Source organism: Burkholderia sp. WSM2232, from assembly GCF_000472545.1.
Lineage (GTDB): Bacteria > Pseudomonadota > Gammaproteobacteria > Burkholderiales > Burkholderiaceae > Paraburkholderia.
In genome coordinates, this window is record NZ_AWZV01000032.1 from 49,966 (window position 1) to 68,824 (window position 18,859).

16 protein-coding genes and 1 pseudogene are annotated in these 18,859 nt (G+C 62.1%); 7 read left to right on the forward strand and 10 right to left on the reverse strand.

All coding sequences use genetic code 11. The features are described 5' to 3' along the window. The first annotated feature begins 134 nt into the window (after positions 1-134). The 3 genes from F757_RS0125035 (at position 135) to F757_RS0125045 (ending at position 5,264) form a co-directional block, all read left to right on the forward strand. Entirely contained in the window at positions 135-2,057 is a 1,923-nt protein-coding gene (locus F757_RS0125035) for a PrkA family serine protein kinase (protein ID WP_013339422.1), read from the forward strand. 223 nt (positions 2,058-2,280) lie between these two features. Next, positions 2,281-3,552: a YeaH/YhbH family protein gene (locus F757_RS0125040; protein ID WP_013339421.1), complete on the forward strand. Its 1,272-nt coding sequence runs from the start codon at positions 2,281-2,283 to the stop codon at positions 3,550-3,552. Continuing rightward, positions 3,549-5,264: a SpoVR family protein gene (locus F757_RS0125045; protein WP_027213778.1), complete on the forward strand. Its 1,716-nt coding sequence runs from the start codon at positions 3,549-3,551 to the stop codon at positions 5,262-5,264. The genes F757_RS0125040 and F757_RS0125045 overlap by 4 nt, the downstream gene beginning before the upstream one ends. Before the next feature lie 57 nt (positions 5,265-5,321). Here the strand turns inward: F757_RS0125045 and F757_RS0125050 are convergent, their stop codons facing one another. Further along, entirely contained in the window at positions 5,322-6,359 is a 1,038-nt protein-coding gene (locus tag F757_RS0125050) for a GSU2403 family nucleotidyltransferase fold protein (RefSeq protein ID WP_027213779.1), read from the reverse strand. 309 nt (positions 6,360-6,668) lie between these two features. Between F757_RS0125050 and F757_RS0125055 the strand changes: the two genes are divergently transcribed. Beyond that, positions 6,669-7,973: an MFS family transporter gene (locus tag F757_RS0125055; RefSeq protein ID WP_027213780.1), complete on the forward strand. Its 1,305-nt coding sequence runs from the start codon at positions 6,669-6,671 to the stop codon at positions 7,971-7,973. Between the two features lie 51 nt (positions 7,974-8,024). Here F757_RS0125055 and F757_RS0125060 read toward each other — a convergent pair whose 3' ends face one another. The 6 genes and pseudogenes from F757_RS0125060 to F757_RS0125085 form a co-directional block, all read right to left on the reverse strand. Beyond that, complete coding sequence (locus F757_RS0125060; RefSeq protein ID WP_013339417.1) at positions 8,025-8,246, reverse strand: hypothetical protein; 222 nt, start codon at positions 8,244-8,246, stop codon at positions 8,025-8,027. Positions 8,247-8,639: 393 nt separating this feature from the next. Next, positions 8,640-9,707: pseudogene (locus F757_RS0125065) on the reverse strand (glycosyltransferase family 2 protein); the annotation flags it as partial. A gap of 211 nt (positions 9,708-9,918) precedes the next feature. Then, the gene (locus tag F757_RS0125070; RefSeq protein ID WP_013339415.1) at positions 9,919-10,098 is read right to left on the reverse strand and encodes a hypothetical protein; all 180 of its coding nucleotides are present in this window, start codon (positions 10,096-10,098) and stop codon (positions 9,919-9,921) included. 56 nt (positions 10,099-10,154) lie between these two features. After that, positions 10,155-11,075, reverse strand: a complete 921-nt coding sequence (locus F757_RS0125075; protein WP_027213782.1) for a LysR family transcriptional regulator — start codon at positions 11,073-11,075, stop codon at positions 10,155-10,157. A 200-nt stretch (positions 11,076-11,275) separates the two neighbouring features. Continuing rightward, positions 11,276-12,757, reverse strand: a complete 1,482-nt coding sequence (locus F757_RS0125080) for a DHA2 family efflux MFS transporter permease subunit (RefSeq protein ID WP_269660928.1) — start codon at positions 12,755-12,757, stop codon at positions 11,276-11,278. Between the two features lie 238 nt (positions 12,758-12,995). Then, positions 12,996-13,433, reverse strand: coding sequence for a carboxymuconolactone decarboxylase family protein (locus F757_RS0125085; RefSeq protein WP_027213784.1), 438 nt, complete (start codon positions 13,431-13,433; stop codon positions 12,996-12,998). A 231-nt stretch (positions 13,434-13,664) separates the two neighbouring features. Here F757_RS0125085 and F757_RS0125090 point away from each other — a divergent pair, with 231 nt between their 5' ends. Beyond that, positions 13,665-14,750 carry an NAD(P)/FAD-dependent oxidoreductase gene (locus F757_RS0125090; protein ID WP_027213785.1) on the forward strand — a complete coding sequence of 362 codons (1,086 nt, stop codon included), beginning with the start codon at positions 13,665-13,667 and terminating at the stop codon, positions 14,748-14,750. 72 nt (positions 14,751-14,822) lie between these two features. Here the strand turns inward: F757_RS0125090 and F757_RS0125095 are convergent, their stop codons facing one another. Further along, a complete protein-coding gene (locus F757_RS0125095) occupies positions 14,823-15,059 on the reverse strand; it encodes a hypothetical protein (RefSeq protein WP_027213786.1) in 237 nt (78 codons plus the stop codon). Positions 15,060-15,576: 517 nt separating this feature from the next. Between F757_RS0125095 and F757_RS0125100 the strand changes: the two genes are divergently transcribed. Continuing rightward, complete coding sequence (locus F757_RS0125100) at positions 15,577-16,071, forward strand: DUF421 domain-containing protein (protein WP_027213787.1); 495 nt, start codon at positions 15,577-15,579, stop codon at positions 16,069-16,071. 307 nt (positions 16,072-16,378) lie between these two features. On the opposite strand, the gene F757_RS0125105 is transcribed toward F757_RS0125100, so the two are convergent. Further along, positions 16,379-17,776 (reverse strand): MFS transporter, encoded by a 1,398-nt coding sequence (locus F757_RS0125105; RefSeq protein ID WP_027213788.1) that lies wholly within the window; start codon positions 17,774-17,776, stop codon positions 16,379-16,381. Between the two features lie 231 nt (positions 17,777-18,007). Here F757_RS0125105 and F757_RS36305 point away from each other — a divergent pair, with 231 nt between their 5' ends. Next, the gene (locus tag F757_RS36305; RefSeq protein ID WP_198021439.1) at positions 18,008-18,160 is read left to right on the forward strand and encodes a hypothetical protein; all 153 of its coding nucleotides are present in this window, start codon (positions 18,008-18,010) and stop codon (positions 18,158-18,160) included. 267 nt (positions 18,161-18,427) lie between these two features. Here F757_RS36305 and F757_RS36310 read toward each other — a convergent pair whose 3' ends face one another. Beyond that, complete coding sequence (locus tag F757_RS36310) at positions 18,428-18,568, reverse strand: hypothetical protein (RefSeq protein ID WP_198021440.1); 141 nt, start codon at positions 18,566-18,568, stop codon at positions 18,428-18,430. Between the last annotated feature and the right edge of the window lie 291 nt (positions 18,569-18,859).

Sequence of the window (18,859 nt, forward strand, 5' to 3'; positions counted from 1 at the left end):
GGCGAACACGGCGCGATTTTCGCAACGTAGTTCGTGAAAAAAAATTTAAAAGGGTTTAGGATGAATTCGAGCGATGTCGTTTCCGAATAGCGCGCCGCGCACGACATCGATCCAGACTTCGGCGAGGAGGTAGCATGGATATCTACAGCAGTTTCGCGACCCGCTTCGAGAAAACGCGAGAAGATGAACTCTCGCTCGAGGAGTACCTCGCGCTCTGCAAAGACAATCCCGCCGCGTACGCCACTGCTGGCGAACGCATGTTGACGGCAATCGGAGAACCTGAACAGATCGACACTCGCAACGATCCGCGCCTGTCGCGCATCTTCGCGAACAAGGTCATCAAGGTATACCCCGCATTCCGTGAGTTCTACGGAATGGAAGAGGTGATCGAGCAGGTGGTCGCCTACTTCCGGCACTCGGCCCAGGGGCTCGAAGAAAAGAAGCAGATTCTGTATTTGTTGGGCCCGGTCGGCGGCGGTAAGTCGTCGATCGCGGAACGGCTGAAGCAGCTCATGGAGCGCGTGCCTTTCTACGCGATCAAGGGCTCGCCGGTGAACGAATCGCCGCTCGGTCTGTTCGACTACGACGAGGACGGTCCGATCCTCGAAGAGCAATACGGCATACCACGCCGCTACCTCAAAAGTATTCTGAGCCCGTGGGCGGTCAAGCGCCTGCACGAGTACAACGGCGACATCCGCAAGTTTCGCGTGGTGCGGCGCTATCCATCCATCCTGCGGCAAATCGGCATCGCCAAGACCGAGCCTGGCGACGAGAACAATCAGGACATCTCCTCGCTCGTCGGCAAGGTCGACATCCGCAAGCTCGAACAGTATGCGCAAGACGACGCGGACGCCTACAGCTACTCCGGTGGCCTGTGTCTCGCGAATCAGGGCCTGCTCGAATTCGTCGAAATGTTCAAGGCGCCGATCAAGGTGCTGCACCCGCTGCTGACCGCAACGCAGGAAGGCAACTTCAAGGGCACGGAAGGCTTCGGCGCGATTCCTTTCGACGGCGTGATTCTCGCGCACTCGAACGAGTCGGAGTGGAAGGCTTTCCGCAACAACCGCAATAACGAGGCTTTGCTCGACCGGATTTTCGTGGTGAAGGTGCCGTATTGCCTGCGCTATTCGGAAGAGATCAAGATCTACGAGAAGCTGCTGCGCAACTCGTCGCTGGCCAATGCGGTGTGCGCGCCAGGCACGCTGAAAATGATGGCGCAAATGTCCGTGCTCACGCGGCTGCAGGAACCGGAGAACTCGAGCCTGTTCTCGAAGATGCAGGTGTACGACGGCGAAAACCTGAAAGACACCGATCCGAAGGCGAAGTCGTACCAGGAATATCGCGACTTCGCAGGCGTGGACGAAGGCATGACCGGCGTGTCGACCCGCTTTGCGTTCAAGATCCTGTCGCGCGTGTTCAACTTCGACTCCACCGAAGTCGCGGCCAACCCGGTGCATCTGATGTACGTACTCGAACAGCAGATCGAGCGCGAGCAGTTCCCGCCGGAAACCGAGCAGAAGTACCTGTCGTTCATCAAGGACGTGCTGGCGTCGCGTTACGCGGAATTTATCGGCAAGGAGATTCAGACGGCTTATCTCGAGTCGTACTCCGAATACGGGCAGAACATCTTCGATCGCTATGTGACGTATGCGGATTTCTGGATTCAGGACCAGGAGTTCCGCGATCACGACACCGGCGAGAGCTTCGACCGTGCGGCACTGAATGCCGAGCTGGAGAAGATCGAGAAGCCGGCGGGCATCAGCAATCCGAAGGACTTCCGCAACGAGATCGTGAACTTCGTGTTGCGCGCGCGTGCTGCAAATGCGGGGAAGAATCCCGCGTGGATCAGCTACGAAAAGCTGCGCGTGGTGATCGAAAAGAAGATGTTCTCAAATACGGAGGAACTGTTGCCGGTCATTTCGTTCAACGCCAAGGGTTCGGCGGAAGAACAGCGCAAGCACGAAGACTTCGTCAATCGCATGGTGGCGAAGGGCTATACGCCGAAGCAGGTGCGCTTGCTGTGTGACTGGTATCTGCGCGTGCGCAAGTCGTCATGATCCGCACTGCGTGCCGCCCGCGCGGTCCGTCCACGCGGGCACCCTGCGAGCCGCAAGCTGCATGGACATAGCATCGGGCCAGACAGCGTGCGTCTCGCGACCCGAAATGCGCGCGGTTGCCTCGGGTGACAGTAAGCGTTAAATCGCTCGCTGCCACCGGATGCGCCGCGTGGGACCGGAGTGGGCGCCGAGGCGCTCGCCCCGTCCACATTGGAGACCGGGCGTGCTTCATCAAATTATCGACCGCAGGTTAGCAGGCAAGAACAAAAGCATTGCGAATCGCGAGCGTTTTTTGCGTCGCGTCAAGAACTACATTCGTCGCGCCGTGTCGGAGGCGGTGCGCGATCGCAGCATCAAGGACATTCAGAACACGCAGAGCATCACCATTCCGCGCAAGGACATTGCGGAGCCGTCGTTCCGGCACGGGCCGGGCGGCCGGCGTGAAATGGTGCATCCGGGCAATTCCGACTACATTCGCGGCGACAAGATCCAGCGCCCGCAAGGCGGTGGTGGCGGTGGCGGCGGCAGTCAGGCCAGCAACGAAGGCGAGGGTCAGGACGACTTCGTGTTCGAGCTGAGCCGCGAAGAGTTCATGCAGTATTTCTTCGACGACCTCGAACTCCCGCGTCTCGTCAAAACGCACCTGCTGGCCGTGCCCACATGGAAAAGCATCCGTGCGGGCTGGGCCGCCGAGGGCACGCCGAACAACATCGACGTGGTCCGTTCGCTGCGCAGCGCGCTTGGACGGCGCATCGCGCTCGGTGCGCCGCTCGTCAATCAGCTTCACGAAATGGAGCGGCAACTGGAGGCCCTGAAGGCGGACCCCGACGATCGTCGCGACGAGATCAAGCTGCTGGAAGAGGAAATTCACCATCTGCGCGGGCGCATCTGGCGCATTCCGTTTATCGATCCGTTCGATCTGCGCTATGTGAATCGCGTGAAGCAGCCCACGCCGTCGAGCCAGGCCGTGATGTTCTGTCTGATGGATGTGTCCGGGTCCATGGACGAGCAGCGCAAAGACCTCGCCAAGCGCTTTTTCATCCTCCTGTACCTCTTTCTCAAACGCAACTACGAACGCATCGAGGTGGTGTTCATCCGCCACCATACGCGCGCCGAGGAAGTCGACGAAGACACCTTCTTCCATTCGACGGAAAGCGGCGGCACGGTCGTCTCCAGCGCACTGGAGCTGATGCAGAAGGTGATGGACGAGCGCTATTCGCCGACTGAATGGAACATTTACGGCGCCCAGGCGTCCGACGGCGACAACTGGACCGACGACTCGCCGAAGTGCCGCAAGATACTGGCGGATGACATACTGGAGAAGGTGCGCTATTTTGCGTATATCCAGGTGACGCCGGAAGAGCAGAACCTGTGGCTCGAATATGCGCAACTGGCCTTGAGCCAGCCGCATATGGCGATGAAGAAGGTCGAAACGGCGGCTGACATCTATCCGGTGTTTCGCGAGTTGTTCGAAAAGCAGGTAGCGTCGTCATGACGGCAAAGCATTTGCACAAGGAAGCGCGCGGCTCTCAGCCGGAGCGCGAGACAGGCGTGCCGCAGCGTGAGTCGGGGCATGCCGAGGCAGCGGCGGACGAAGCGGGAGCCGCAGCAGCCGGAGCAGTCGACAACGCAGAAGCACGGGGACACACCGGAACGCCCACTGAGGGGCAAAGGGAAGTCCGTATGAACGTAGCCGATAGACGGCCTCTGCCGTGCCCGTCCGACTGGACCTTCGAGTTGATCGAGGAGTACGACTCGCATATTGCCCGTGTTGCGGAGCAATATGAACTCGACGTGTATCCGATCCAGCTGGAACTCATTAGCGCTGAACAGATGATGGACGCGTACGCGTCCGTCGGCATGCCGGTGAATTATCGTCACTGGTCGTTCGGCAAGCACTTTCTTGCTACCGAAAAAAGCTACCGTCGCGGGCAGATGGGGCTCGCGTACGAGATCGTGATCAATTCGAACCCCTGCATCGCGTATCTAATGGAAGAGAACACGATGACGATGCAGGCGCTCGTCATCGCGCACGCCGCGTATGGGCACAACTCGTTCTTCAAGGGCAATTATCTGTTCCGGCTGTGGACCGACGCACATGCGATCATCGACTACCTTGTCTACGCGAAGAACTACATTGCCGAATGCGAGGAGCGCTTCGGGCTCGATCGGGTCGAAGAATTACTCGATTCTTGCCATGCGCTGATGAACTACGGCGTGGATCGCTACAAGCGTCCGCAGAAGCTGTCGCTCGAAAAAGAGTTCGCAGCGCGCCGCGAGCGCGAGGCGTATTTGCAATCGCAGGTGAACGAATTGTGGCGCACCTTGCCGACGCGGCACACGCCGTTGCCAGAAGAAATCGAGGAACGCTATCCGCCCGAGCCGCAGGAAAACCTGCTGTACTTCGCGGAGAAAAACGCGCCTTTGCTCGAGCCGTGGGAGCGCGAGGTGATTCGCATCGTGCGCAAAGTGGGGCAGTACTTCTACCCGCAGCGGCAAACCCAGGTGATGAACGAAGGCTGGGCCACGTTCTGGCATTACACGCTGCTCAACACAATGTACAACCAGGGCAAGCTGGAAGACGGCTTCATGATGGAGTTCCTCCATTCGCACAGCAACGTGGTGTACCAGCCGCCCGTGACCAAGCCGTACTACAGCGGCATCAACCCGTATGCGCTGGGTTTTTCGATGATGAGCGACATTCGCCGCATCTGCGAAAACCCCACGGACGAAGACCGCAAGTGGTTCCCGGAGCTGGCCGGTAGTCCGTGGCTGCCCGCCATGCACTACGCGATGCGCAATTTCAAGGACGAGAGTTTCGTCGCCCAATATTTGTCGCCGCATCTGATCCGCGAAATGCGCCTTTTCTCCGTGCTGGACGACGACATGCGCGACGCGCTCGAAGTCTCCGCGATTCACGACGACAGCGGCTATCAGTATGTGCGCCAGGCGTTGTCACGGCAGTACGACATGCACCACCGCGAGCCGAATATTCAGGTGTGGTCTGTCAATACGCGGGGCGACCGCAGTCTGACGCTGCGGCATTTCATGAGCGATAACCGTCATCTTTCGTCCGACAGCGACGAAGTGCTCAAGCACATGGCGCGCTTGTGGCAGTTCGACGTGTACCTCGAAAGCGTCGATGAAAACGGCACGGTGAGGAAGCGCTACGAGTGCCGCTACGTGCCGCCGGCAGTAAGGGCCTGACGGGGCGTGCAAAGCAAGTGGGTGCCGGCGAGGGGTTCGAACTCCGAGGCAGACGAACTACGCGCTGGCCCCTAAGTCCGCCAGGAAGTCCCGGGCGCGCTCCGACAAACCCGGGGCCAGGTTCAGCGCCCGGGCAGCCGCCAGCGCAACGCGGGCACGCGCGCTTTCATCGAGGTCGTCGGCGGCTGCCGTCAACCAGTCTGGAAACCGCTCCGTGAGCGCGTCGATCAACACGGCGGCCTGCCGCCGGTCCTTGTCTGCCTTCAGTGCGCGCGAAGGATCGCGAAGCGTGCTGACTATTAGCTTGTGAAGGGCAAATCTCGCAGGATCGGGCAGCATCACCGGGACCACGTGCTCCTTGCCGAGAATAAAGCCAGGCACCGGGCTGGATACCAGATACCGGAAGTACGGAAGCCCTGTTGCGTGGGCGCGCAACTGGGGCAATGCCTTGGTCTCATAGGCTTCGGTGCCCGGCACCAGTAAATCGACCTTCAGCGGTTGTCCGCGAGCCTTGAACGACGTTGACGGTTTTCGCGAGTCCAGTTCGGGCACTTCGAGAAAGGGAATACCGCTGTCACGGAGGATGTCCAGAAAGCTCCGGTCTTCAGGGATAGCCACCGAAATACTGCCGGTGCTGCCGATGTCAATATCTTCGGTTCGGTAGTTCGCAGGCAGGCGCACGCCCAGGCTATTGAGAAGCGCACCAAATGCATGCGAGCCGACGAGTACGCCACCGTGGCTGAAGATGCCGGCATTAAAAAGCGTGGCGAGCGTCAACGCGGAAGAATTGTCGGCAGCGGCAAAGCCCGCCTTGCGCAGAACCTGGACGTCGGCCGCGAGCGCGCGCATCTCCGCGCTATCGAATAGCCGCGCTTCGAGCGCAGCTTCTGTGGCGGGCTCTCCGGCCCGGCCTAGCGAGATTTCCTTGTGCTTTCCCGACGCCAGATATACGCGCCAGTACGTGTACGTCTTGCCGTCGACAGTTTTCTGCGCGGCGGAGCCGGGGGAATGCAGCGCGATCTGGCGTTGCCCGCTGGCACGTTCCGTGATGGAGGAATACAGCGTTTGCAGCGCGTCGTTGTGAAAGCTGGCCATGGCAGGTGACTCGTTTATACCCTGTCATTCTATCTTAAGGTATAAGGGCGCTTCGGTCAAATTATACCTTGACATTCAATTGCAAGGGATAATATTCGGCAAGCCCCAGTCGGAGCCTCCACGACGCAAACCGGAACGCCCACGCGGCCTGCGCGTCGCGCGCCGTGTGCCGATCACCGCGCCCACCTGCGCGGCCAACAAATCCCAACTTTTGCTTGCGATTCTGTAAAATTCGCCCACGCTGAAAATCGCGCGCCAAAGGCGGCGCCCCGACCGCCGATTCCATTGAAGAGACAAGGAAGACACAACATGACCGACCTCACAGACCAAAGCGTGGCCTCCGCCCACGACACACGGCGTCGCATTTTCGCGATTGTCGGTGCGTCCTCAGGCAATCTCGTCGAGTGGTTCGACTTCTATGTCTATTCGTTCTGCGCGCTGTATTTCGCGCCCGCCTTCTTTCCGAGTGGCAACACCACCACGCAGTTGCTGAACACGGCCGGCGTGTTCGCGGCGGGTTTTCTGATGCGGCCCATCGGCGGCTGGTTCTTCGGCCGCCTCGCCGACAAGCACGGCCGCCGCACCGCGATGATGGTCTCGGTGTTCATGATGTGCGGCGGCTCTCTGGTCATCGCCGTGCTGCCGACATACGCGCAGATCGGCGCGCTGGCGCCTGCGCTGCTGCTGGTCGCGCGGCTGTTCCAGGGCCTCTCGGTCGGCGGCGAATACGGCACCAGTGCCACTTACATGAGCGAAGTCGCGCTCAAAGGGCGGCGCGGCTTTTTCGCGTCCTTCCAGTACGTGACGCTGATCGGCGGCCAGTTGTGCGCGCTGCTCGTGCTGGTGATCCTGCAACAGACGCTCAGCAACGCGGAACTGAAGGCGTGGGGCTGGCGCGTGCCGTTCGTAATCGGCGCGATTGCCGCGCTGGTCGCGCTTTATCTGCGTAAATCGCTTGATGAAACCACCACCGCAGCGACACGTCAGCGCAAGGAAGCGGGCACGCTGCGCGGTCTGTGGCAGCATCGCGTCGCGTTTCTGACGGTGCTGGGCTTCACGGCCGGCGGTTCGCTGATCTTTTATACGTTCACCACGTATATGCAGAAATATCTGGTGAACACGGCGGGCATGAGCGCTAAGACCGCGAGCAACGTGATGACCGCAGCGCTCTTCGTGTACATGATGCTTCAACCGCTGTTCGGCGCGTTGTCGGACCGCATTGGCCGTCGAAACTCGATGCTGTGCTTTGGCCTCTTCGCGACCATCGGCACCGTGCCGCTGCTGCATGCGCTCAAAGACGTCACGAGCCCGTACGCTGCATTCGCGCTCGTCGTGCTGGCGCTTGCCATTGTCAGCTTCTATACGTCGATCAGCGGACTGATCAAAGCCGAAATGTTCCCGCCGGAAGTGCGCGCGCTCGGCGTGGGGCTCTCGTATGCGGTGGCCAACGCGATCTTCGGCGGCTCGGCGGAGTATGTGGCGCTGTGGCTCAAGTCGGTCGGCAGCGAGACGATGTTCTACTGGTACGTGACCTTCCTCTGTGCGCTTGCGGGCCTCGTTGCGCTGCGCATGCGCGATCCGTCCAAAGAAGGGTATCTGCGTAACGAGCCGTGAGCGCGGGCGCGCAGTCGATTGCGCGCCCAGTATCACATCGTCCGCTCGCATTCACGCCACCACGATTCCGGTGCCGAGTGCGTGCAACAGATCGCGCAGCGCTTCGGCCTGCGCCATTTTCGCGTCGCTGCGCAAGTGAATCTGCACAGCGCGCCCGGCAATGCCGTCGATGGGTTGGGCGAGCCACAACTCCACCGCCAGTCCCAACCCATCGGGCTGATTGTCGGCGACCGGCTCGATCACGCGCGGCTTGAAACAGGCACTCTCGGACATGGCGAATCACCTCGCAGCTGATGACGTGTCGGGATCATCGTAATCAGCGGCGCGCGTGTGTCCAAGCAACAAATACGGCTTTGCTAAGCAGACGTTGCTTAGCAGAAAACGCGCTGACGGTGCAGGGCGGCAGCCCGCTGTCGATCAACCGGGTTCCGTGGTGTCGGCGGCCAGCTCGGCGACCAGACCCTTCAGCATCGCCCCGGCCTGGCCGCTCAGGGCAGCGGTGGCGTTTGCTGTAGCAGTGGCGGCCGCAGCGCCTGCCGCCGTTACAGTGGCAGCGGCCACAGCGCTTGCAGCCGTTGCAGTCGCCGCCGCCATGCTTGCCGCCGCCGCGCTTCCCGCAGCCACAGCGCCAGCCGTAGCCGCCGCTGCGCCCGTTACCGCAGCGCCAGCCGCAGCGCCTGCTGCCGTGGCCGTAGCAGCGCTCACCGCTGTCATTGCGGTATTCGTCACCGCCGGTGCCGCCGCCGCGGCAATCGTCGCCGCGCGTTCGCGCGCACTCACAGCCGCCCGCGACAGCATCAGCAGATGGTAATAAAGCCGTGCGCTCAACCCGTAGTGATACGCGAACAGATGCGCGAGCGCGATCTTCAGACCGAGCCGCGCCTGACGGTTTCTCGCATGCACCGACACGACAATCGGCGCGAGCCGCCGCAGCGCGAGCCTGCGCGACGGTTCGAGCTGCCGCGGCAGCTTCAGCTTCTTGACGAACGCGTAGGCGCTGAGCGTGGCGGCCGCCGCCGTGCCGCGCGTGCTATGGGAAATGGAACTCGCGGTCTTGCGATACACCGACACGTAGTCGTGCAGATAAAAGACCTCGCGCGCCGCGAGGCACAGCTCGGTGCCAAACACGAAATCGCAACACGCGCCGTACTGTTCCTTGTAGCTGATGCGCTTGACGAGCTGCGCGTCGGCCATCCAGCCGTTGTTCGGAAACATCTGGATGAGACCCGTCCTGCCCGGCAGCGCTTGCAAGCCACCGGCGTCTTTGGTGCGCCTGAAGGCGGCGTTCAGCCGCGTGCTGGCTTCGAGGTCGATGGCGCCGTCGGGGCCCGCTTCGTACTGCATACCGAACGCCGCATCGAGGCTGGGATGCTGCTTCCACAGGGAGACCAGTTTTTCGACGGCGTCGGTGGTCAGCAGGTCGTCGTCGTGAATCAGCACGATCTTGTCGCCACGGGCGCGCTCGAAAAGGCTCGCGACGTTGCGCGCCTGGCCGAGCGGCGGCTGGTTCCTCACGTAACGGATGCGCTGTGCTTCCAGCACGTCGGCATAGCGCGATGCGAGCAACTGCTCGGTGCGCGCATCGCTGGAATCGTCGCCAATCACGATTTCCAGATTGCCGTAGGTTTGCGCCAGACACGAGTCGATGCACTCGACGATCAACTCCGGCCGGTTGCAGGTCGGCACGCAGATCGACACCTTGGACGACTCGGCGGCGGGCACAGGAATGGACATGGGCGTCGCCTTTGTTATCTGTTGAGGGGGCGGCAGCCGGCTGCTTGTTCGCATACATTGCTGCAAGCAGAAAAGTAGTGCATTGCGCCGAAAAAATATTTCGGAAAAAAACGGAAAAAATGTCTGCTATATGAAAGCGGCCGAAAGGGAAAAATTTATGCGGCTTTGCCGATCAAACGCAGCAAAGCCGCTTGCAGACCCGCGCTTAATTTCAACCGACTGACGGTTCGCCTTCGCCCGGTTTCTGGCCGGGCCGGTCCGCCGGTGACTGATCGCGCCCTTCGTCGCCGCGTTCGGGCAACTTGCTCTTTTCGTTGTCACTGTGGACGGCGGGCTGCGGATGGGCGATGTCGTCCGGCTTGTCGTTGCTCTGCTGCTTGGGGTCGGCCATGGCGTTCTCCTCGATTGAACACCTAGCTGATGAAGCAAAGCCTGGGCCTGGCGCTTTCAGTCGGCCTGAGCCGCGCCCAGCAGCGAAACAATGAAATCGAGAAACGCGCGCACCTTGGCCGGCGGATGATGCCGCGACGGATAGAGCGCGTAGAGCGGATAAACCTCGTCAGCCCAGTCGGGAAAAAGCTCCACCATCTTGCCGCTTGCGAGCAGCGACTCGGCGCCGAGCGCGAGGATCTGCGCGACGCCCTGGCCCGCGGCGCACGCGCTGTGCAAGGTGCCCACGTCGTTGACGGTCAAACGGCCTTGCGGAGTAACGACCATTTTCCTGCGGCCGCGGTGAAATTCCCAACTGAATGCATAACCGGTGAGCGGATCGCGGAACTTGATACACGCGTGCCTGCCGTTCTCCAGCTCGGCCGGATTCGCCGGATGCCCATGCTTTTTCAGATACGACGGCGCGGCCACCGTCAGGATGCGCGTGTCGAGCAGCTTGCGTGCGATCAGCGACGACACTGGCGGCTCGCCAAAACGGACGGCGACGTCGAAACCCTCGCTGACGATGTCGCCCAACTGGTCGCGGGTAATCAGCTCGACGTGCAGATCAGGATGTCTGTCGATGAAAGCGCCCACCCTCGGCCCGAGTATGAGGCGCGAGAAGAACGGGTCCATGTTCACTCGCAGTCGGCCGCGCACGGCTGTCGCGCCTTGCGCGGCGGAAGCGGCGGCTTCTTCCAGCCCGTTCAGGAGCGGCACGATCTGCTCGTAGAAGCGTCGGCCTTCGTCGGTGAGCGTGACCGAGCGTGTCGTGCGGTCGAAAAGCCGGATGCCCAGGCGTGCCTCGAGCCGCGCGACCGAACGGCTCACACCGGATTGAGACATGTCGAGCGCAACGCCCGCCGCCGCGAAACTTCCGCAATCGACAATGGCTGTCAGCACGCCCATGCCGTTCAGCATGCGCTCGTCGAATGGCATTGGTTAGTCCTTTTTATGGGTAAACGCCGTACATGCTAACGCGAAACGCCGGCTGGCAAGTCCCGCCACGAAAGACAGTAAACCGGCGATGCGGGGTGCATGGAAAATTGGCGACGGGGCGGATCGGACCGGGGACGGGGAAGGGGCGGGCGGCGGCGCGGCATGGGTCAACGACAACCCAGTGTGTAGCTCGCTGCTTTTCAGCGTCCCGCGCCCTGGCTGGCAGGCGCCCGCGCGGCAGGCGCGGTGTCGAGATGGCGGAACACCCACGCCGAGAACAACGTAATCGCACCGACGCACACGAAGCTCAGCCGGAAGCCGAGTGCGGCGGAGCCCCATTGCGCGGCGAACAGCTTCACGAGCCCGCCGCCGATCGACACGCCGAGCCCGATCGCGAGCATCTGCACCATCGAGAAGAGGCTGTTGCCGCTGCCGGCGTCTTCATGCGAAAGCCCCTTAAGCGTGACGCTGTTCATCGCCGCGAATTGCATCGAGTTGGCCGCGCCGAACACCGCCAGAACCGCGATTTCGACGATGAGCGGCGTGCCGCGCGAGATCAGCGCAAAGGCCACGATCGACGAACCGACGACCAGTGTATTCACGAGGAGGAAAAGCTCGTAGCCGAAGCGCCGCACAAGCGGCGTGATCCAGCGCTTTGCGAGCGTGCCGGCGAGCGCGGCGGGCAGCATCATCAGACCGGAGTGCAGCGGCGTATAGCCAAGCTCGAGCTGCAACAGCAGCGGCACGAGAAACGGCACGGCGCTCGAGCCGATACGGCATACCAGGTTGCCGACCAGGCCCACGCTGAAATTCGGCTCGCCAAACAGCGATAACTTGAAGAGCGGGTTGAGCCGCCGCTTTGCATGCGGAACGTAGGCGAGCGCGCTGACGGCCGCGAGCGCAAAAAGCGCCGCCGACCACGCTGCCTGATGCGTCGGCGCCGGCGCGTCCACGGCCAGCGAGAAAGCGATCATCGAGAGCGACAACAACCCGCAGCCGACGAAGTCGAAGGGCGGCGCCTGCGTCTCGCCATGCGCGGGTAAAAAGCGCTGCACCGCGTACAGGCCGGCCATGCCGATCGGCACGTTGATGAGAAAGATCCAGTGCCACGTGATCGCCTCAACGAACCAGCCGCCGAGCGTCGGTCCGGCAATCGGACCCAACTGACCCGCCACCGAAATGAACGCCAGCGCCGACACGTACTGATCGCCGGACACACTGCGCAGCACGGCGAGGCGTCCGATCGGCAGCAGCATCGAACCGCCCACGCCTTGCAGCACGCGCGCGAGAACCAGTTGACCCAGCGTATGCGCGCTCGCGCAGCAAACCGAGCCGATCACGAAGATCAGGATCGCCGTGAAATAGATGCGCCGCGTGCCGAAGCGGTCTGCAAGCCAGCCTGAAGCGGGCGTGAGCATGGCCATCGTCAGCGTGTAGGCGACCACGATCGGCTGCATGGCAAGCGGCGCAACGTGCAGACTGTGCGCGATGGAGGGTAGCGCGGTGTTGACAATTGTCGTGTCGAGCGACTGCATGAAAAAGCCGGCGGCGACGATCCACAGCAGCGCGGTATGCGACGAATCCCTGGTCATGTGATGGAAGGCGGCCGGCGCGCGGGCGCCGCGTAGCGAGCGGTTGTCAGCAAACGCTTCAATGATACGGCATCGCAAGGCGCAAGGCATCTTAGGACTGCAAGGCCGTAGGGTGCGCGAGACATTGCCGAAAACCCGCTAGCGAGGCAGGCGCGCTGAACTAGCGCATGGACCAGGATTTCAAGGCCGCTTGTCGCGCCCACAGAGCTAACAGGGCTAACAGGGCTAACAGGGCCCACGCGGCGCGAGCCCGTATTGCTCGTCGGGCAATCGGGCTGCTTCGGCGGCGCTACGCGCGCCGTACAGGGACGCTCACTCGCCGTCGTGCCTATTCAGGCATTTTGCGAAAGGAAATCGCAAAGCGGTTCCACGCATTGATGGCAGACACCAGCAGCGTCAGGTCGACCAGTTCTTCGTCGCTGAAATGAGGGCGCACAGTTTCCCACACGGCGTCGGGCACATGGTCGTGCGAGATGAGCGTCAAGGCTTCCGTCCATTCGAGCGCGGCGCGTTCCCGGTCCGTGAAGAACGGCGTTTCGCGCCATGTGACCAGGGTGGCGAGACGCCGCTCGGTCTCGCCGCCTTTGCGGGCGTCGGTGCTGTGCATATCGACACAGAACGCGCAGCCGTTGATCTGCGACGCGCGCAGCCGCACGAGTTCCGCGAGCGACTTTTCAATTGACGATTTGCCTATGCGTTCCTCGAGCCCGAGCATTGCCTTGATCGCGGCGGGACTGGCTTTATAGAAGTCGAGACGTGGTTGCATGATTCACTCCTTGGATGGGTTGGGGCGCATCCGCTGATGCGATGAGTGAATACTAGCCTTGGCATTGGCTTGGCAAAATGACCATTTTTGGCGTTTATCAGGTAGCCACTTCTTTGCCATCGCAAAGCGACGCGGGCGGGCGAAAGCGTCCTTGTTCACTGTAATGGCATCGTTGCCGCAGTGGCGTCGATTCGGTATGGTGGGTCATCGCCCTTATCGAAGAGTTCAGCCATGACGTCCGCTGCCGAGCCTGTTTCGCAGCCCGCTTCACCCACCATCCGCTCCGACGTGTTGATCGTCGGCGCGGGACCGGTGGGCCTCTTTGCCGCTTTCGAGGCCGGCGTGATCGGCTTGTCATGCCAGATCGTGGATGCGCTGGGCAAGATTGGCGGCCAATGCACCGAGCTGTATCCGGACAAGCCGATTTACGACATCCCCGCGATTCCCTCGTGTACGGCGCGTGAACTGGTGGACCGCCTGCTCGCGCAGTGCAAGCCATTCGACGTGCCCATTCATCTCGAGCAGCGGGTCGAATCGGTCGAGCAGCGCAGCGACGGGCGGTGGACCGTGCGCACCGATCGCGGCCTCGTATTCGACGTTGCGGCGATCATGCTGGCCGCCGGTAACGGGGCGTTCGTGCCGCAGAAGCTGCCGCTTGCCGAAGCGGTGCCGCTCGAGTCTCGCCATGTGCATTACAGCGTGCAGCGTCTTGCGGATTTCGCCGACAAGACCGTGGTGGTGGCCGGCGGCGGCGATTCCGCGCTCGACTGGGCGCTTGCGTTGCGCAAGGTGGCGCGCCGCGTGACGCTGGTGCATCGGCGTAACGGCTTCAGCGCGGCCGATTCGAGTGTCGAGCTGATGCGCCGCGCGGTGCAAGCCGGCGAGATGGACTTTATCGTTGGTGCGATTTCAGGGTTAAAGCTTGAGGGCAATGCGCAAGACAGCCCGGAAAGTAGCGCGCTAAGATCTATCACATTGCGACATATCGACGGCGAGACGGAACTGCACGCCGACCAGCTCGTCGTGCTGTACGGCCTTGTCGCCGATCTGGGACCGATAGGGCAGTGGGGCTTGAGCATTCATGGCGGTCGTGTCGATGTGGATACCTCCAACTACGAGAGTTCGCGGCCGGGCATTTTCGCGGTGGGCGACATCGCCAACTATCCGAACAAGCAGAAACTGATTCTGTCCGGCTTTCATGAAGCGTCGCTCGCGCTGCGCAAAGCGTATTCATACGCTTACCCGGAGCGCAAACGCGTGCACGTGCACTCCAGTTACGACGCGAAACTCGCTGAAAAAGTCAGCGCGGCTGGCTGAGTAGACAGAATGATCCGGACCGGGCCGGTGACGATCGTCTGGTCGGCCCGGGTCTCCTGTCATTGCAAATTGCTATTTCGCAGCCGGTTGGCTTGCGGCTGCTGCTGCGCTTGCGGCCTTCTGTTTTTTCTTCGCTTCATGGTGGCCAATTGCACAGCCTGCTGCGGCGCCTGCCACGCCGTGTCCACCGGCAATATGCCCGCCGACGCCGCCGACTACCGCGCCTTTGGTGCAGCCCTCGGCGTAGGCTGCCGTGTGAATGAACGTGAACGAGACGAGCACAGCGGTGGCGAGAGTGGCATGTTTCAAAAGAAGCTCCTTATGTCGGAATAGATAGGAGCCTCGGAAGCAGCAATTGCGAGTCCCGACGTGCGTTCAGCGGTCTGAAAGGCGCGGGACGGGCAGCGCACGCAAGACTGCCGGTCTACCTGCCGGTTTATCGTCGACGGGCGCAGTTACAGCCTGGTGGGCACGCTTGCCGACGTGCATCCTTAACACATGCACCATGCGGGACTCCGCCTGTGGTCTGGCTCTCGCGAGACAGGTCGGGGACGCCCGCGGCTTTGCCTGAGTTGAACGCATGCGGGGTTGCCGGTGTACCGCAACGGCACATGGTTTGCTTCTCTATGGCATCTGCGGATCGGGGGAGGCAACTGCTGCTTTGTCGAATCGACGCGAGCGGGGAGCACAGGCGCGTATCACGGCGTGCCGCAAACATTCCTGCCTGCCTCCGGGATCGGCTCCCAACCAGCGCGGCGTTGCGCGATGCAACCACAGCCCGCGTCTACGACCAGCACGGCGACGCGCCGCAAAGGAGGATACAAGAATGATGGACGCGATCTATCTGCTGTTCGGGCAAGGGCGGGATCTCGACCCGCTGCAGATGAGCGTGCGCGCGGTGCTCGTGTTCCTTATCGCGCTCGTGCTGATCAGGGTTTCGGGCCGGCGCTCGTTCGGGCAACGCTCACCGTTTGATTCCGTGGTAGTGATTCTGCTCGGCGCCACGTTGAGCCGCGCGATAGTGGGCGCATCGCCGTTTGTCGCAACCGTGCTCGCGTCGCTTGTGATCGTGGTGTGCCACCGTCTGCTTGCGTGGATCTGCATGCGTTCACATGCGATCGAGCGGCTGGTGGGCGGCGTCGAGCGCGAGGTGTACAGCAACGGCGCGTTCAATGAGAACGAACTGCGAGCCGCGCTGATGACCTCGAACGACGTGCGCGAAAGCGTACGGCAGAAGATCGGCTCACGCTCGCTCGACAAGGTGGCCGCGGCGATTCTCGAGCGCAACGGCGAAGTGAGCGTGATTCGCAAGGAGCAGTGAGCGAAGCGGTGAGCAGCGAATCATCGCGCACTCGCAGCGGCCTAGGAGTCGTGAGTGGTGAGTCGTGAGTGGTGAGTCGTGAGTCGTGAGTCGTGAGTCGTGAGTCACGCCAGCGTGCCGTCACAGCGTGCCGTGACAGCGGGTCACACCAGCGGGTCACACCAGCGAACCACACCAGCGAACCACACCAGCGAACCACACATGGGAGCGAGCGGCGGCAGGCAGCCCTGACAGCGCGCTGGAAGCCGCGCGCAGCCGCACTGCTGCGGCGAGCAGCCAGCGAGGCGAGGGCACGCAAATCCAGCCGTCAGCCCCGGCCCCCGCGCGAAATTTCCTCGCCGGCGCGATGGGGCAGTCGCAACGTAACCGGAATCGACGCAAACGAGCACAGCCCCACGACGAGAAACGCGGGCCAGAAATCCGACCACATGATGGTGTCATGGCCGTTCAGCAGTCGCGAGATCTGCAGCACGATGCCGCCGACGGTCACGCCGAGGCCAAGCGACATCTGCTGCACGACGCTGCCGAGGCTTGTCGCGCGTCCGACATCCCGGCTGGCTATTTCCGCGTAAGTCAACGAGTTCAAACTCGTGAACTGCAACGCGGGAAAGAAGCCGCCCAGCAGCACCACCACCCAGATAATCCAGGTCGGCGTGCCCGGAAAAAACAGGCCGCAAGCCGCGATCGAAACGCCCGACAGCGCCGCGTTCACCGCCAGCACCGAGCGAAAACCGTAGCGATGCAGCACGCGCGAGGCCACGGTGCGCATGAACATACCGCCGAACGCAGACGCGCAGGTGATCAGCCCGGATTGGAACGCGCTCATGCCGTGTCCTTCCTGAAGCATGAGCGGCAACAGGAACGGCAACGCGCCAAGGCCGATACGAAACAGCGACCCGCCGAGCACGCTCGCCTGGAACGTCGGCACCTTGAAGAAGCGCAGATCGAGCAACGGCAGCCGCACGCGCTGCGCGTATGCAATGTAGAGCACGAGCAGGACCGCGCCGACTCCGCACATGGCGAACGCGTCGCGATTGGAAATCAGCTCGCCGCCGACGAGCGACAACCCGAGCAGTAGCAGCACCGCACCCGCCGCCGAGAGCAGAAAGCCGATCCAGTCGAGCGGCCCGGGATCGGGCTCGCGCGTATTGGCGATGTGCCTGTTGGTCAGATAGATGCCGAGCATGCCGATCGGCACGTTGATGAAAAAAATCAGGCGCCAGTGCAGATAAGTCGTGATGAAGCCACCGAGCAGCGGGCCGGCTGCCGGGCCGAGCATGGCCGGTACGCTCAGATAATTCATCGCGCGGATGAAGTCTGCTTTGTGTACGACCCGAAAGATGATGATCCGGCCGACCGGCACCATCATCGCGCCGCCCACCCCTTGCACGAAACGGGCGAGCGTAAAGGTGGCGAGCGAATTGGACGCGGCGCACAGCAGCGAACCCGCCACGAAGATGCCGATTGCCGTGCGAAACACGGTGCGCGCGCCGAAGCGGTCGGCCAGCCAGCCGCACACCGGAATGAACACGCCCAGCCCCAGCACGTAGCTCGTCACGGCGATTTTGAGCGTGACCGGGTCGCGCCCGAAGTCCCGCGCCATGGCCGGCAAAGCGGTGACGATCACGTTCGCGTCGACGCTTTCCATGAACATCGCGCACGCGACGATCAGAGGCGCAATCAGGGCTTTCTGGGCGACGGTCATGAAGGGGCTGCTGCGGGCGGCCGCGGGTAAAGGGGACATTATTGCACCTGTACGGTGCGGTTTGTTAATAGCGTGCCGCCGCATGCCGCCCTTTTTCCAACGCAACGGGGCGGGGCGCTGCGCTCTGCGTGTCATCCACGCGCCACATCTATTGTTTTTTGTTGCGCTGCGCAATGAGAGGACTATAATCGGGTTATTCCCTAGGTATAAACCCTATACAGGACCCCGACCATGAACACCGCAACCAACGCCGCATCCACCCGCAACACCGTCGCCACCAAGGGCAATTGGCTCGTCAAGCTGCGCGCACTGGCGCTGCACGCGCTAAATCTGCATCTGCAAAACTGCGCTGTCATTGCGGAAGCGCACCGCCGTCCCCAGTAAGAGCAGGCGCACCGCCGTCCCCAGTAAGAGCAGGCGCGCGGCCCGGGCCGCGCTCAGAAGCGCTGCGGGCCGTCGCGTTGGCTGACTTTGCTGGCCGCAAGGCAGGCAGAGGTACGTTGCCGCGAGCGAGCCGGCTCAGAAAAAACTAGCGGCGCTTTTTGCGCCGCTAGTGCTTTGTAAGTCTGGCTTTGTAAGTCTGCCGAACCGTGCGCGGCGCAGCGCGCATTGGTGGGCACTCACGTTTTGCCGCTCGCGTCCCACGCGTGTTCATTCATCGGAGCGGCGCGTCACCTTCGCAAGTGTTTGACGCATTTTCGCCGCCCGCGCGGACAATGCGCTCATCAGCAGCAGCGTCGACACGAGGCCGACCAGATATATACCCGCCACCATCCAATCCTGTTCTGCCATCATCCTTCTCCCGTCAAGTACCTCCTTCGTGCGACCAACGTATCGCATCTCGCGAGGCTATTGCTTGCAATTACGGCAGCCGCAGCAAAAAGCTTAATCCGCGGGCGTCGGGATCTTCTCGGGCGTCACTCCCGACGCATGAGCTAACGCCGAAATCTTCGTTCGCCCTGCGCGGTTAACGTTTAAACTTCAGCCCCCTGAGTTTCGAGGTCAGCCGACGCAGCGTCAGGGGCGCTGCGAGGGTGACCGTTGCCGGCATCCGGCCCAGGCTAAACCCCGGCGCGAACGCCT

Excerpts from the sequence above, each read along its gene's own strand:
- F757_RS0125035 (WP_013339422.1), top strand. The coding sequence starts at position 135 with ATGGATATCTACAGCAGTTTCGCGACCCGCTTCGAGAAAACGCGAGAA.
- F757_RS36310 (WP_198021440.1), bottom strand. The coding sequence starts at position 18,568 with ATGGCAGAACAGGATTGGATGGTGGCGGGTATATATCTGGTCGGCCTC.
- F757_RS0125060 (WP_013339417.1), bottom strand. The coding sequence starts at position 8,246 with ATGTCCGAGAGTGCCTGTTTCAAGCCGCGCGTGATCGAGCCGGTCGCC.
- F757_RS0125100 (WP_027213787.1), top strand. The coding sequence starts at position 15,577 with ATGATGGACGCGATCTATCTGCTGTTCGGGCAAGGGCGGGATCTCGAC.
- F757_RS0125080 (WP_269660928.1), bottom strand. The coding sequence starts at position 12,757 with ATGCCTTGCGCCTTGCGATGCCGTATCATTGAAGCGTTTGCTGACAAC.
- F757_RS0125090 (WP_027213785.1), top strand. The coding sequence starts at position 13,665 with ATGACGTCCGCTGCCGAGCCTGTTTCGCAGCCCGCTTCACCCACCATC.
- F757_RS0125075 (WP_027213782.1), bottom strand. The coding sequence starts at position 11,075 with ATGCCATTCGACGAGCGCATGCTGAACGGCATGGGCGTGCTGACAGCC.
- F757_RS0125070 (WP_013339415.1), bottom strand. The coding sequence starts at position 10,098 with ATGGCCGACCCCAAGCAGCAGAGCAACGACAAGCCGGACGACATCGCC.
- F757_RS36305 (WP_198021439.1), top strand. The coding sequence starts at position 18,008 with ATGAACACCGCAACCAACGCCGCATCCACCCGCAACACCGTCGCCACC.
- F757_RS0125085 (WP_027213784.1), bottom strand. The coding sequence starts at position 13,433 with ATGCAACCACGTCTCGACTTCTATAAAGCCAGTCCCGCCGCGATCAAG.
- F757_RS0125055 (WP_027213780.1), top strand. The coding sequence starts at position 6,669 with ATGACCGACCTCACAGACCAAAGCGTGGCCTCCGCCCACGACACACGG.
- F757_RS0125050 (WP_027213779.1), bottom strand. The coding sequence starts at position 6,359 with ATGGCCAGCTTTCACAACGACGCGCTGCAAACGCTGTATTCCTCCATC.
- F757_RS0125045 (WP_027213778.1), top strand. The coding sequence starts at position 3,549 with ATGACGGCAAAGCATTTGCACAAGGAAGCGCGCGGCTCTCAGCCGGAG.
- F757_RS0125105 (WP_027213788.1), bottom strand. The coding sequence starts at position 17,776 with ATGACCGTCGCCCAGAAAGCCCTGATTGCGCCTCTGATCGTCGCGTGC.